Here is a 16,770-nt window from a genome sequence, read left to right on the forward strand (position 1 = left end):
GAGACAAATAATATTCTGTGAAAAAAAAGATGACAATCACATCTAAAAATACAGTAAATTTCCTCTTTTTACTGAGAACTAAATTTTTATGAAAACAACAATTAGCTTTTTGATTTTTATTAACTCATTACTATTATCAAATATTGTCAACGCTCAAAACAGTCAAAATTATAATAACTTATTTTATGAGAAATACAATGCGATTAGTAATCAAAACTTAAAAGATTCTGTAAAATCTGTTCATCTCAAAATAAGTAAACCAAAAGAGGATATGCCGGAATATAAAAAAACAAATGCTATCTTTAGTAATGGAATTAGAGGCTCTGTATATTTCTATTTTGATAAATTCCAAAGACTTGAAAAAAGATCAGGTATTGTTTTTCCACGTCTAAACTATCTAGAAGATGATTCTAAAACAGAATACGAATATGAATATAATGAAACTGACTGGGTAGAAAAAAAAGAATTAAGATCTACTTTAAAAAAGTATTATCCTGTGATGGATTATAATTTATTAATCAAATTAAATCAAATTAGAATTCCTAAAGAAGATGAAATATCTAAAGAAGATGGTAGAACTTGGCCTCACTATAGAGAAGATAAATTTGAATACGAAATTGACGATGCAGGAAGAATTATTAATGAGAAAGAGTATTTTGTATATAGAACTGGCAAAGAAACTATGAACAAAAAAGCCAATGATAATGACTTAATAAATCAAAAAACATTTATCTATAATGAAAAAGGGCAAGTTGTAAATCAAAAAATTACAGTTGGTTTATATGCTCAGAATAAAATGGCATATCACTTTTTAGGTACTGAGTGTTCTTATTGTAAAGACTTACAATTGCAATATGAATATGATTCAAAATCACGTATTATCAAGATAATTATGTTTGGATGCGAAAAAGTTATTGCGCAACAAGATTATAGCTACAATTCCATTAAAGATTATGTAGAAACTGTAAAATATTATGTGACAGGAAATGGAGGAATAGCCAATCCTACTAGAAATTTCGTAAAAACATTTAATGAACAGGGTGATATTATAAAAAGAGAATACATTCCTGATTATCCAGACCAAGATATCATTCAAAAGATAAGTTACTACACCTACCAATACGACAGCCATAACAACTGGATAAAATGCAACATATTCCTTGAAGGAACACCAGATGGAGAACCAACTTTGGTTGCCGAAAGAAAAATCGAATACTACAATTAGTTTTTTACAAAATACTATCTCAGTGCTGCGCTTAAAATTTAAGCGCAGTAAAAGATAGTTTTATTCTGTTATTAAAGCAGACTTCTTTTCTAGATACTTCATTTCATAGAAGTAATACATTAAAATTCTCTTTGCTCTTCATAGCAAAAACTCATTTCATCTTTTCCCCAAAAAACATAATTGTTCACTTTCTGAACAACTGTGTTAAGTCTTAAAATACAATTGTTCAGTGACCTTGCATGCGTTTTTTAAAGCCTGTTTTTTTTCAAATATTTGCAATGTGAAAAAGAAACAGCAATCAAAATTGAAAGCAAACTCACATAGAAAAACAATTTTCTGATTTAGACAAAAAGACTTAACAACAATGTTTTTTAACTAACTATTGAAACAATTAAAAATTCATGGTCATAACACCATTAAAAAACACAACTACCTAAGAAACAGGTAAAACACAACACAAAAACACATTTCAAAATTATTTTGTCCTCTCTTGCCCGAAAGGAATGCACTCTACCTATGCCTTGTTCTAACAGAAACATTTGGAGAGAATTACAGCAAGATCCTAAAAAAATTGAATGAGTTTGTGTAAACCACTAACAACAGAAAATAAATTTTAGAATATGTCAAATCAAATAATGCACCCCTCGTTAAGCCAATTATTACCATTAGACAAAATCCCTAATGAGTTAGAGGCAATCAGAGATGCCCTCGCAAGTCTTTTTGATTCTGTTTTTGTCAAAGATTTAATTGCTAGCCAGAGTTATGACAACTCCTCTGGTTTTTACAGCATGACATTAACCACGTACAATTCACTTGGACTTGATATTCCGCTAGCACAAGATTTAAAGCTGGTTTTGAATCCAACTGTCGATGGCAAGACCGAAATTCCAATCAGTTTTGATTACTCTTGGATTATTTTAAAGTATATCAATGATTTTAACTTTGAATCATTTGACAATGCTATTGAATCTGTATTGCGTATTCTTTTTGAATTAGCAGAAATCAATGAAAAAACATTTTTAAATGAACTTATTAATACTTTTTATCCTGGTGCAAATGCGCTAGTAGATTTTGTTAATCAGTTTAATAGCGTGCATACAGACGCTATAGCAACTTTAAACGATACAAATGCCTCTTTTGATAATCAAGTAGAGCACTTATCACAGCAAATAGGTAGCTTAGACATTGACTTACTAAAATTTGCTTACGATGCTCTTCTGAATGTTGGAAATGAAGGATTAGATCGTTTGAAAAAATTATTTGCTCGATATTTCGATAATATCGAAAAAAACATCAAAGAGGCTTTAACGCTTCAGTTCAGAATGGCTATTAATGAAATTAGCGTAGGGCTTCAATTTCCTCGCAAATGGCTACAACCAGTTTATACAGGCAAAGAAAATGTTACTGACATAAATTTGGATGATCCATTGCCAGAAAATTATTTCAGTTACTTAAAGTTTGATGTCGGAAGCTTAGAATATTCGTCTAATCGCGGATTTATCTTTAATAATATCTCTAGCTTTAGTTTAAACAGATCTATGATTGGAAATACTGGATTAATCGCAGAATTTTCAGGACTAAAAGTAGATTTAAGCAGAGACAAAAATATTCCCGAAGCAGATGCTGACGGAAGAGGCGCCGCATTTAGAGGAGTTTACGCTGAAAAAGCGGCTATCAAATTACCAGAAAAATGGTTTAAAAAAGAAAACGATGCTACATTACAAATCACTGGAAAACAATTATTAATTGGTACAGAAGGTGGAATTTCTGGAACAATTGGATTAGAATCTCTAATTGTTGGGAATCCCGTTGAGGAAACTGATTATATGTGGTTCAAGTTAGGTAATCGTTTCAAAGTTGGTTTTAACAAATTTGATATTTCCTTCAAACAAAATAGAGTTATCTCTTCTAACATAAAAGGTGCATTAGAAATTCCAAAATTTAAGAAAGGTAATACTCCATTTATTGTTGACATCGAAGGTCACTTATACGATGATGGAGACTTTAATCTAACCGCTTCTTTTGATAAAGAAAATGAGCCAAAAGCCAATTTATTTGGTCTAGTAGATTTTGATTTCCACAGTTTTGAACTTGGAAAACAGGACGACGATTATTATGTAGGAACTTCTTGTTATGTGTCTTTCCCTGAGAATACATTAATGTCTACATTGACAAAAGGACAAGGTTTTGATGTTGAAAAACTTCGCATTTATAGCGACGGAAATATTGAAGTTGAAGGAGGCTCTATTCCAATTCCTATTAATTTATCTGTGAATCTTGGACCAGTCCAGATGGCGGTAAGCAATATCAACTTTGGTTCAACGCAACTTAATGGACGTAAATATAATTTTTGGGGATTTGATGGGGCTATTAGTGTCAATCCATTAGGGTTAGATGCTCGTGGTGAAGGTATTAAATACTATTACAGCACAGAAGAAGGATTCAAAGATTCTTTCGTCAGAATCCAAACGATCGAAGTCGATTTACTTATTCCTGGAACAGCTTCTAAGGAAAATGCGATGGCTATTATCAATGGTATGATTTCGCTTCCTCAACCAGGTGTATCGCCTGAGTTTATGGGAGAGGTTTCATTAAAATTGCCAAAAGCTAAAATTACGGGAAGTGTTGGTATGCGTTTTGCACCTAAATATCCAGCATTTTTAGTTGATGCAAGCATCGAATTACCTACAGGTATTCCGCTTGGATTTCTTTCAATAACGGGCTTTAGAGGTTTATTAGGATTTAGATATGTGGCTACTAAAAAAGCAGCTGGATTAACGGTAGAAAATTCTTGGTACGAATTCTACAAACACCCAAAAGCCGGAGTCAATATTAAAAAATTCAGCGGACCGCCAGATTCTTTACAATACGATTCGCCATTCTCTATTGGAGCTGGTGCAACCTTTGAATCAACAGGTGGAACGATTTTAAATATGCGAGCAATGTTATTGCTCTCTCTGCCAACATTATTTTATATTGAGGCAGGATTAAATGTACTTGGTGACAGATTAGGCCCTATTGAAAAAGATCAAAGCACTCCCCCATTCTTTGCAATGGTTGCTTTTGGAGATGATTCACTAGAACTTGCAGCCGGAGCCGATTTTCAAATGCCAAAAGAAGGCGGAGAAATCATTAAGGTACATGCTTTATTAGAAGCTGGATTTTTCTTCAAAAATCAAAAACCTTGGTACATCAATATTGGTTCTAAAAAAGATCCGATTACGGCTAGAATCTTAACTTTATTTACAGCTAAAGCATTTATTATGCTTTCGGCTCAAGGAATTGAAGCTGGGGCAAGATTAGACTTTAAACTAGAGAAAAACTTCGGACCTGCAAAAGTCAAGTTATGGGCTTACTTGGAAATGGGCGGAAAAATTTCATTCAAACGTCCTCAAATGGGTGGTTATATTGCCGCTGGTGGAGGAATTCAGATTAAAATCTGGATCATTAATGTTGAAATTGTCTTAGACACCATTTTCTCTGTAGAGTCATTTAAACCATTCTTGATTTATGCAAAATTAGAATTAAGTGTACGTGTTAAACTCGGTTTCGTTAGAGTTCGTAAAAATTTCTTAATTGAACTTCAATGGGATATCAACAGAATTGTCGATCGTACACCGTACAGTCCGCTTCCTAAAGGTACCTATGGAGATGCTAATGATAACAGAACAGCCGATTCTGTAAAAGGAGTGCATATGCTTACAAATGAAGCTTTCCTGCTTGATTATTTTGATCAGATGCCTAGCACAACTGCCATTTCTAAAGTGATTCCGTTAGACACTTTTATCGATATTAAAATGACTAAAGGAGTATTGCCAAATACCAGTCTTACTAAAATAATTGGTGGATACACAGCAGATGCTAAAAATTATATTGATTTAATGCCGCCTGAAGCAACATCAAAAGCAGGTCGAAAACTTCGACAAGTGAAACACCAATATTCAATTGAATCGATTGAATTACTTTCTGCAAATGGAAACTCTTGGGAACCTTATCATCCTTTTAAAGCAGTTGTAGATTCAACATCCAGAGATCTTGTAAAAGATTTACCGTGGGCGCAATGGCAAAAGGTAATAGATCAATACGATAGCATTCGTGTTTTGGCAACTAATCCATTTTCATACTTAAGTGCAGGAGAACCTGGTTGGCATGTTCCGGAACAATTCGGAATCACACCTTCTAAGTTATTCTGTGTCTCTGAAAGCATTGAACCAGATTATGTCAATTTTTTAAATAAAAAACTAGGAAAACGTTATTATGTACCTACTCAATATGAAGCAGATAGAATCAATGGTCTGTACTTTAAACTCGTTGGTGAAGGTCCTGAAATCGTGGATGGTGAGCTTAATAAGGGGGATTTTATGAACATTTCTGCAGAAAGCAATCCTCATGGTTTTAGAAGATCGCTTTCATTCAAAAATTACGATCAAGTCGAAATTATTTTCCCTGAATCTGCTATTGAACCAACTTTAAAACTTACAACTCAAGCAAAAACAGTCAATATTAGAGCCTATAGTTCGGTCTTTGAAAACGGAGATAAGCTAGCAAAATACGTACCTGTTAAAATTAGAAAAACTGCAGATTCAACAGCTCTCGAAGAAGTAAGCTATACTAAAGCAGAGCTGAGATCGCCAATTACTTTATTTGATGAAAACGGTGCTATTTTATCGAAGAATAAAATTGATAGAATTGTTATTAGTCCTGTGGCTGCAAATGCTAATGCTATTTTAGAGATTAGAAATAAAATTGCTGCGCTATTTAATGCTACTTACGCTTCAGCTGATGGCGAATTCATTGTGTCAGAACCAAGTGATGTAGCTGAGTATGACCGTTTAATGACAATATTAGCACAATTAAAAGCGGAAGCGGGTAATGATAATCCAACTGGAACTTCTGCTCCATTAACATTTACTCGTTTTTATGGATATAACGGAAAAGCCTTTTTTGCCTTTGATAAAGTTTTCAAATACAATGATACTTATTTAATTTCATTTCATCCAACACCAAAAACTACTGTTATCGCACAAATAGATGCAAAAGGAAATCTGTTGAGAGAGCGTTTATTGAATGGCTTGGTAACATCAATGCAAGTGGTAAATACTAATTTATTAATCACTCAAGCTTTAGATGCAACACAGTGCAAAGGAATTGGAGAAGCAATTGTTGATGATACTTTTATTGTGGGTTGCGCAGCTCCTGCTGCAACAACTGCTATTGTTGAACTTGATTCTGAGTTAAACAGAAATTCTGGAATGCAGTATATGAATACATATTCTGAAGGTTTCAACAAGCTGATTTCATTGCCAAATAATGAACTGCTTTGGATTAATACTTTGTCAGATGGAACTCAAATTAACTGGGTAAATGGTACCGACCGTTCTCTAGTTCGCCGTATAAAAGTAGATGAGGTTGCAATTAAAGTTCTTCAGCATAATAATACTTATTTCAGTTTGATTACTAAAAACAAAAAAATCATTCATTTCAGTATCGATGCGAGTGTTAAAACAATTACAATAGCAGATACAAAATTAGTTTCAGAACCATCCATTTCTGAAATTACCGATGCAGTAATTGCCAATGGCAAAGTATTGCTGACGGTTAAATTGACAAACGGAAAATTCGGATTGGCTCAAATTAATGGAACTGCCATTACAGTTGTGAAAAACGATGTAATTTTTGATTCTGCTCTTTATTTATCAAATAATACTTTGGCTGATAATTCTGTTATTGCTTATAATGAAAAATACTTGTTTGTATTAAATACTTCATTAAACCTTATAAGACTAATCGAAAGAGGAAATGCAAATGATAAAGCATCAATTATTAACATTAAAAATGAGCCTTCGACAAATGAGATTCTAATGCTTTCATCCAAGCAAAATGAAAAAGGAATTTATTTCTCTCTATTTAATGATCAATTTGATAACTGTTCTTTATATCCAAAAGAGACTGTTTCGGTTGTTTCGTCTGCATCTGCTCTAACAGATTCGACTGCGAATCAAACAGACTTAGGCAGCACCGATAAAATAGTATACACAAGAGAAACAAAATCTTCCAATTTATTAACAATTAACGCTCTTATTTGTTCTGCTGGAGGAGATTCGGATGATGATAACGAAGTAAACTACTCTACTTCTATTCAAGAAATTGGGTGGTTGACAAAGGAAAGTGCGGTGCACAATTTAACTATTCCAGGTTCTGATGCTGTTAGTGGAGATAATAAAGCAATGGAAGCTGCTATTCAAAATACCGTTCAACCGATTTGGAGACCAAATTCAACTTATTGCTTAAAATTTACTCTTACAGATAGAGTGGATGATAAAGACACTACTAAATTCGATTACTATTATGGTTTCAAAACATTAGGACCTGTTGGGCACTACCCTGTTCCAGATCCTGTAGTTCCTGCTGGACAAGATGCTCCTGCTAAAAATGAATTAACCGATTTGTCTAAATCGCCATTGACTTCATTGAGACAGTATTTAGATTACAACCGTTCTTATCCAAATGCAGATGGAAGTTTGTTATTATCTAAACCTTCATTCTATGGAAATGAACAATGTAAGATAACAATGTTCTTCAAGAATCCTTATGTGTATCATATGCTTAAAGAATGGGATGCGTATGACAACAGAACAAAAATTGATGGTGCTTTAAATCTTATTATTAAAGATCCTTTGAATGATGTACTTATTCAATATCCGTTACCAGTACAAACCGTAGAAAATCCTACTACGTATCCGCGTGCAGAAAAAGAAAACACAAAATGGGTTGACGATAACGATCCTAGAATTCCTCTAAACATCCAAATGTTGCAAAACATGATTAAAGGAAGTACTGGTAAAATAAAATGTGACATTACAATTGGAGATGCCTTAAAACCAAAATCGTATGGATATGAGGTCAAATTAACCGATCTAAAACCTTCGAAATTATATACTGTTTTAGCGAAAAACTATTTCGATAAAAATCAAAATAATCAAATCGAAGACTCGGAAAATGTATTGGTACACCAATTTGGTTTCCAAACGTCTCGATACAGAGATTTTGCAGAGCAAATTAATAGTTATGAACTAGATGAAGCTACAGGACGTAAAGCTTTATTTGATATACCATTAAGCTTAAGTGAGGATCAGATTACATCTTTAAACAATGTTATTTTTGGAATTGATGACACTCTAAGCAATTCAATTGCTTTAAAATATCAACATCTATTTGATCGTGCTATTGAGGGAATCTTAAAAATGTCTCCTGTTGATCCTGCTCAATCTACAGAAGTAAACCGAATTGTAAATACTAACACTGGTGAAGTCGTAGCGCTTTTAGTTCGTAATCCGGAGCCGTTTAATATTCCTAAAATTCCATTAGAAGAAATTCAAAAAACTATTGCTGTAGTAGACGATGCTGGCGTAGCAAAAACAAACTATCAAGTGTTGCATTCTAAAGATTATGCGCAGGTATTAATTATGAATAACAGTAAAAAAATTACTGATTCAAATTTAAATATCAAGTTCGAATATAGGATGTGGAATAATAACGGATCTACTGCACAGTATTCAACACCATTAACAGTTCGTGCTGCCGAGCCGGTAACCTTAACTATAGAAAATATAAATCTTTAAAAAACAATAAAAATGAGTTCTATAAATCTTCAAGAAAGCCAATCCTCAGGTTGCGAGACATACATCGCTATCGTTGTCGATGAGTCGGGTTCGATAAATGGCAATGAAGCGCAGCAAATACGAGACGGGCTGACTTCATTTATCAATTCTCAAGCTCAAAGCAAAATTACGCTTTCTTTAATCGGAATGTCTAATAGCGACAGCAATTCAAGATCAGAGCATGTTATTCAAAAAAGAATTTCGGGCAATACTTCCAGTTTTTTAAGTTGGATTAATGGTTTTGGTTCACGATCAACCGATCCTCAATCAGATCACTGGGCTTCTGGTTTAGAAGTTGTAAACAACTTGACTGTAATTCCAGACGTTGTTGTAGTGGTTACTGATGGTTTGCAGGTCAACGATACTGATTTGCTGAAAAATTTATATCAAAATCTGGATGAAAAATCACATATTTTTGTTTACGGTGTTACAAGCACCGTAAACAATGCTACCGAGTTGGTAACGCCAATTACAACCTTTTTAGGAAAAACACCGGTAGTAAAAAGTAGCGGTCTTTCTATGCTAAATACAGACTACATCAGAGTTCCTGATTTTAGCACTTTAGGATCAGAATTAAATCAATTAAGTAGTGATTTATCAAGTGCACAAATTGGATGTCTACCTAATGTGAGCATCATTCAAAATAAATTAGTTTATCCTGTTTTAAAGAAAGGTCTTGCCGTACACGAAAGTGCTGGAACTTTGGTTCTTAGAAACAAAAGTCGTGTTCCTCTTACTTTGCCCTCAGGAGTAAGAATCCATAATGCAAGCAGTCTAGGCGGATTGGTTTTCAGACTTCAAGATACTGTTGTTATTCCTGGTTTGGCTAGTGTAGAAGCTACCATTCGAATTGACGGAACACCTTCTGTAATGGATAGCTACAATGCTCTAATTGTTTTACCAAATGTTTCTAATCCTAGCAACTTTAAAATCAGTTTTACTGTAAGCAAAGAAGTTTATATTGTTGATCTTAATTCAAGCAAAACAGCCTTACAATCTACAAGTTTACAAATCGCTGCAGCAGGTTCTAAGGGTCTTGATAGTACAAAAGGAATTCATCTCCGTTGGCTTTTGGCTGGAGAATTGGGTGCAAACCACCTTCCGAAAGGAGATTTATATAAAGGTGGCAATGTTAATTTTAATAAACCTGATGATTTCGTAAAGTTATATCGAGCGCCTTATACTAAAGCTGTCCATAAATTAGATTTAACAAAAAAGCCTCAGTCTGTAGATCGCAATAAAGCGCTTTGGGTTTATAAAACTCCTGCGCTGCAAAGATCAATCTATGTTTATTTCAAAAACAAAGCAAAATATCTTTTAACAAGAGCTAGTTTTGATCCGATGACAGATCCATCTGGTTTTATTCAAGCTTATGGAAACGAAATCATTGAGATTGAAAACAAAACTGAATTGTTTTTTGCTGCCGAACTTAAATTTAATGCTGCAGATATCTCAGGCACTGTTAAATTAGAAACATTATCTGTAGCTGAAAACAGCATCGCTGCATCAAAAAGAGTAACAAATCGTAAAACTTATCCATCTGCACAGCTTAATGCAATTCGCGTTGTAGCTGACAATGGAAGAAGCATTCGTTTTAAAGCAAATAAATGTTTATTAAGTGAAATCAATTTTGAATTTTATGGTGATTTTATCCAAAATGCAAATATAAATGGCAACTGGGATTTAAAAGGAAAATATGCTTTAACTACTAGTGACAGTAAAGCATTTGAACAATTAGAACCAAAGCTAAATGCTGTTCACGGAAAATGGTTAAAATTTAATGATGGAGAATATGTCAATGTAAACAACTATAAAGACAAATGGAAACGCACAACAGCTGAAGGAGATAAAAACATCAAAGAGGTTGTTGAAAGTTACATCGATCTAAGTCTTGACGGCACAAATCCAACTGCAATAGAAACTGTTGAATTTAAAGATAATGTTCCTACTAATGAACCTCAAAATGGAGAAACGGCAGAATTTGCACATAATACAACCGAAATATCTAATCTAGATTTATTGAACATTGCTGCAAATGATTATCACATTGCCAGAATGTTAGGTTTAGGATGTATTGATATTGATCAAGCTGTTCTTTCTGGCGAATATATCTATCTAACAGAGTACATAACATTTAAGAATTTAGAAGGAGGTACAACTCCAAAAGAAGTACAGCACCTTTCTATGAGTATTCCAACTTCTGTAAACACAGAACGTTTGCCTCTTCCTGTACAATTAAGTAAATTTTTGCCAGGTCTTAACGCGGGTTCTGATGAAGACGATCAATCTGCAAAAATTACAGATCCTAATGGATATAGTTTTGATGGAAAGAAAAGATATCTGAGTTTGTTTATGAATGACATCGCAGATTACAGTGTAAACACTGCTTTCTTCGATTCTACAGACGAATTTGACGGAAGTTCTTTTACATTCCCAATCTATGCAGGAGTTGATTACAAAATTAAAGGTGAAACAAATTGGCAAAAACCTGAATTAGCTTGTGACACAGAATATTCTAACGTTACTAAGGAATTAACGCCAGGGTCTTTTGAGCCTTCTCCTATTATCATTCCTGAGTCTGGAAAATCATTTTTAAATGTTCGCCAAGAAAAAACGGGTTTAAAAACGCACGTATATCAAGGTTACGGCATCAATATTTTCTCAAGGGCAACATCTGGAAGACAATTAGAGATTACTTCTGATATTAAACCAAATAATACATTATTGCCTCCATCTGGAATTAATTCTTTATTGATTACCGAAGAAAATCCGTTGATGTTTACTTCGATGAGTGAACAAGTTAAACTGAAAACACTTTTAGACAATAATGCACTAACTGATAAAACTTACATTCGACTTCTTTTTGAATATTATTCTGCTCAAGAATTATTAAGCTACAGTATTCCTGACGGAATGAGTAAAGAAGATGCTTTACTTGCTGATAAAATCTATCCAGATAATGAAGAGCTATTTGCTGATTATTTTAAACTTTATTTCAGAGATAGTCTTCCTCAAATTGAACATGCAAAAATTGCAACCATCACAGATAGTTTATCAAATGAACTTACCTCAATTATTAGAATTACCGAATACAAAATTCTAAGTAGCGGCGAAGACATAAAAGTCAACTTGACCAATGCCAATAAAGATAGATTTATTGGAGGTATTTTAACCGTTGGCGAAGAAAACTATATCATCCAAAATATTAATGTTATCATTACAGCAGAGAAATTTGAATATGCAGATGTCGAAGTACTTAAAAAAGAAGTAAGCGAAAGCCTGCTTTCAGACGGAGACGCAACAGTCGATTCTGAACAGATAAAGCAAATCAAAAAACCAGTTAACGAATTATGTTCATTAGTAGAGAATATGCTAACGCCTGCAAATTGGAGACAGCCAAGTCCAATTGGTTTTCAGGTTCAATTGCCACAAGTTTTAAAAACTGTACATAGAGAAATTGTTTTGCAAAAAGACAGTCAAGGAAATGATACTTTACAGGTAGAAAAAACAAGAGGAATTTGGAGTGACAAAGTCGAAATTAGAAAAGCTTTGGAGCAAGCTTATCAAGTAGATGCTAATGGAGAATATATACTAGATAGTGACGACAATCCAATTCCGCTTCCTGAAGAAGAGAAAAAGCATTTTGGTTTATATGAGCTTACTTTCAAAGGATTAAAACTGGCTCAGCATCCGCAATACAACACAAACAATACACATTCAGTTGAATGGGCAAATGGTATGGTGCGTTTGTTTACTACAAGCTGTTTTGATGGCTCAAATCCTATTCCTGTAAAACCTAGAAAAGAATTTAAAGTTGTACGTGCAGACAATATCGGAACAAACCAAGATTTAGTCTTAATTGTCAATGATCCTAATTTTAAAATTAAAAAAGACGGAACCCAAGAAATGGATCCGACTTATGATCATATTATTCTTGAAGAGGATGCAAACCACAACCCAAAAGAGCAAAAAGTAAATTATTATCCAAGCTATAAAGCATATCTTTTTGCTGATCCATCAAACGGAATTACAGCAGCAAACATTCAGCCAAGAGAAGGAGAAAATACGCATTATTCAATTTTTGGAATTAGCAGCCATTCGAATGGTTATGATTATGATTCTAAAATTAGCGTTCCAACTCCAATGTATGCCGTTAGAATAGAAAAACCTGTAAAACCTGAGGATGTAAAAGGAGCTTTATATGCAACAAGACCTGATTTTTTCAATAGATCAACATACACGTTCACAACTAGATATACGCACAAACCTTACGGGATGCTGCATTACAGAGCAAATGATCAGGCTTTATTAAGTGCTTTATACGAGACAGCAACAATTGCTACAATTCGTGAAGAGCTGAGTAAACTTGGCGGAAATAATGAAGAATATTTCACTAATAGATGGCAAAATTTCTTAGACTTTAACGGGTTGCAGAATAAAGCGAATTATGAAGCTTATCCTCCTGAAACTGTTTCTGAAGAAAATTATCATTTCCCAGTTCCTGACAGTGAATTATTAAGAGATGAGATTAATGAATTTATCAAATGGCATAATACAACACAGAAACAAACTGTTCCAGACGTAACCGCTTTAACTGCTCTTAATCAAGTTATTATTCCTAAGACAGCGGGAATTGAAGAAGATTTATTAGCCATCCATTTTATTGAACAAGCTATTCATGCCACTTTTGTGCCGCTTACTGAAGTTCCTGTTATTTACGAATATATTAATGATAACGATTATGTACCAGTTAATAAAAAGCAAACCATTAAAGACAAGAACGGAAATGTTTTAAAATATCCGAATCCTGATTTAGATATTGCTCCAATGATGAAAATCACAAATGCAGCTGAGTTTAGAACGCAGTTTACAGATTTTAATCTTGACGGTAATTCACAAAACATCTATTTCTATGGTGTTCGTGAAATGGATATTAAATTGAATTTTAGTGAGTTTAGCACTTTCTTGGGACCTGTAAAATTAGTTCCTTCTAGTCCTCCGCAAACACCAGAGATTAAGAGAATTATGCCTGTTTTAGAAAATCAGGTTTTAGGAATCAAGCCTTCTATTCAAATCGAATTAAATGCTTACAAACCAGAATACAACATTAAAAAAATAAATATCTATCGTGCAAAAAATATGCTTGATGCACAATCGATTAGAACGATGACTCCTGTCAAAGAAATTTTGATTAATGAGGATACTTTATCTACTGATTTTAATAGTGTTTGGACGGTTTATGATGAATTTGAAGATTTAGAAAGTGTTCCTTTTGGTGATGGTCTTTTCTATAGAATTACGGTTTCAAGAGAAATTGAATATGCTGATCCGAGTTCGACAGATGAAAATAAGATTATCAATATTGATTACACGCCATCTCAGCCATCAAAAATTACAGCTACAATAATTGCTGATAATACTGCTCCAGAATCTCCAGAGTTAACGGCAACTGGAGCTCCAACAGGAGAAAATGAATCTGTATTGAAACCAATTGTATTTAGTTGGGAGAAAACGGTTCATAATGGTAAATATCATTTGTATAAAATGAATAATCAAGGAAACTGGGATAAAATTCAAGAGAAAATTTCTAATGAAAACATCGTGACGTTGGCTTTACTGGATACCAAATTAGAAACCGACGAATTAACTATTAAAAATGCTGATGATGAGAGAATTTACCATCATTTCAAAGTCCTTGCTGAAAATTCTTCAGGCATGTTTAGTAGTGAAGAAAAAATTCTAACCCTATAAATTCTAAAATGAATCCCAACGAAATTGTTTGTTGGGATTCAAAATCAAGCTAATCAAAAATAATATTTACAGAAAGAAAATAAATTTCAAACAACATGGCAACAGACAGAACTAACATTGGCTATAAATTCGAAAACGGCGATATTCCGACAGGGGCAGATTTCCAAGAGGTTTTTAAAAGTTTCGTTCATATTGACGAAGACAAAGCCGACTTTCAAATGGTCGAAACAGGAACCGATGACCAGCATTATGTAACTCCTGCCCTTTTACGCGCAGGTTTACAAAATATCGGCATCATTACAGGAAACAGCTACATGCCTCTTAAAGAGCATTTTGACAATTTTGTCGGCAATACCATTTCTTTACAATATGCACCAGTCAACTATAGTGTTAAAGTATTTAAAAACGGACAATTATTGCTAGAGAAAGAAGGCCAAGGAAATGATGGAGATTACATCATCAATTACGAAATGGCCAAAATTACTTTTTCGGGTAACATTGATAATAGAAATATTGAAGTCGATTATTGGTATAAAAATTTAAGTCCGAATCCAAATCCAGGAGGCGGTTCAGGTCAACAAATTGACTTTACCAGTTTTTTACATACCTCAGGAAATGAAACTAAAAACGGAATCCTGACTTTCAACAACACCACTCCTACCTCAACTAGCGGGATCGTATTAACAAACAGCGGTGCCGATGCTGGCGCAAAAGTATTGGATGTAACAGTTAGCGGTGCTGGAAGCGGTATTGCGGTTCAAAATACAGCAGCAGGAACCGGTATTAAAGTATCCAACACTGGATCTGGAGCAGGTTTACAATTAAATTCTTCTTCAGCAGCAACAGGAGATCCTTTGCAAGTATCGAAAGATAATGTTGTAAAAGCTAAAATTGATGCTGAAGGAATTGTAACAGCTAAAAAATTTGTTAGCGAAGGCGGAACAGCTGAAAAATTTGTAAAAGGAGATGGTTCTTTTGATGATAAAATTTATGCTGAAGACACAAATGTAATTCATACTTCTGGTAATGAAACTAAAGACGGAGCTTTAAAGCTAACACACAATACTTCGGCAGATGATGTTTTAACAATTGAGAAAAATAATAGTGCGAACTGCTTAAAATTGGTTCAAAATTCTAGTTCTAGTGCTACCACTTCTACTTTTGACACGAGTACTGAAAATCTCAACAGAAAAGCCATCAGCGTTCAAAAAACACAAGTCGAAAAAGCATTTATCACACACGACGGAAACGTATCTGGAACTTCATTTACAACCTTAAACGAAAAAGCCGATATTACAGATGGCTTCTTAACACTAGCAGCTTCTGATTCTGCAACTGCAATGGCTGGTCATGCAAAATTATACGCCAAAACAGATGGCACTACCGATTTGTATGTAATGGGTAGTGATGGAGTTGAGAAGAAGATTGGCACTCCAGAGCTTAGTAATTATGTCGATAAAACAACTAATCAAACAATAACAGGAATTAAAACTTTCAATAGCAGCAGCACAGATCTCGGTATGATATCTATGACCTCTACAAGAGGATCTATTCCTTTACTAAAACTTGCAAATTCTGGGCTCGGCAGTACGTGTATTAATTCAATTCAAAATGATACTATAGGGCGAAATCTTGTATTAACTGCAGGTCCCGCCTCGACAGGATTTGCTATTGAATCAACAAATAATGGAATTTCAACATTTAAACTAAATAAAGAAGGGGATATCACTGCCAATTCTTATAAAAAAGCAGGTGGTACAAGTTCGGAATATTTAATGGCAGATGGATCTGTTACTACCTCTGCATCTCAAGGATTACCTTATAAAGTTTATACAGCTTATATAAGAACAAACAGCCTTTCTACTCCCACTGTAATGCAGAACACTTTTGGAGGCACAATTGTATTTTCGGGGTCTGCCGGTGTATATAATGCCACATTAGCTGGGGCTTTTCCAAGTAACAAGACGATAGTTTTTGCCACAATTGGAATACCTAATGTATCAGGAAATGTTTCACATAGTATAAGAGCTTACCAAAATACTAGTGACACGGTACAATTTGTATATGAAGAAAATTCAACACCAGTTGCTGGTGCACATGTTAATTTAGAAATTAGAGTATACAATTAAATGT

4 protein-coding genes are annotated in these 16,770 nt (G+C 34.0%); all 4 read left to right on the plus strand.

Going from position 1 to position 16,770, the window contains the following annotated elements:
* The first annotated feature begins 88 nt into the window (after positions 1 to 88).
* The 4 genes from J7574_RS20990 to J7574_RS21005 all read left to right on the plus strand — a co-directional run bounded on the left by J7574_RS20990 (position 89) and on the right by J7574_RS21005 (position 16,766).
* Positions 89 to 1,225 carry a hypothetical protein gene (locus tag J7574_RS20990; RefSeq protein WP_290973471.1) on the plus strand — a complete coding sequence of 379 codons (1,137 nt, stop codon included), beginning with the start codon at positions 89 to 91 and terminating at the stop codon, positions 1,223 to 1,225.
* A 620-nt stretch (positions 1,226 to 1,845) separates the two neighbouring features.
* Positions 1,846 to 8,847, plus strand: coding sequence for a hypothetical protein (locus J7574_RS20995; protein ID WP_290973473.1), 7,002 nt, complete (start codon positions 1,846 to 1,848; stop codon positions 8,845 to 8,847).
* 12 nt (positions 8,848 to 8,859) lie between these two features.
* The gene (locus J7574_RS21000) at positions 8,860 to 14,637 is read left to right on the plus strand and encodes a VWA domain-containing protein (RefSeq protein ID WP_290973476.1); all 5,778 of its coding nucleotides are present in this window, start codon (positions 8,860 to 8,862) and stop codon (positions 14,635 to 14,637) included.
* A gap of 95 nt (positions 14,638 to 14,732) precedes the next feature.
* A complete protein-coding gene (locus tag J7574_RS21005; protein WP_290973478.1) occupies positions 14,733 to 16,766 on the plus strand; it encodes a hypothetical protein in 2,034 nt (677 codons plus the stop codon).
* Positions 16,767 to 16,770: the final 4 nt, after the last annotated feature.

This window comes from Flavobacterium sp. (assembly GCF_017744675.1).
In the GTDB taxonomy this organism is placed as follows: Bacteria; Bacteroidota; Bacteroidia; order Flavobacteriales; family Flavobacteriaceae; genus Flavobacterium.

Coding starts and splice junctions, on each gene's coding strand:
- J7574_RS21005 (WP_290973478.1), top strand. CDS start 14,733: ATGGCAACAGACAGAACTAACATTGGCTATAAATTCGAAAACGGCGAT.
- J7574_RS20990 (WP_290973471.1), top strand. CDS start 89: ATGAAAACAACAATTAGCTTTTTGATTTTTATTAACTCATTACTATTA.
- J7574_RS20995 (WP_290973473.1), top strand. CDS start 1,846: ATGTCAAATCAAATAATGCACCCCTCGTTAAGCCAATTATTACCATTA.
- J7574_RS21000 (WP_290973476.1), top strand. CDS start 8,860: ATGAGTTCTATAAATCTTCAAGAAAGCCAATCCTCAGGTTGCGAGACA.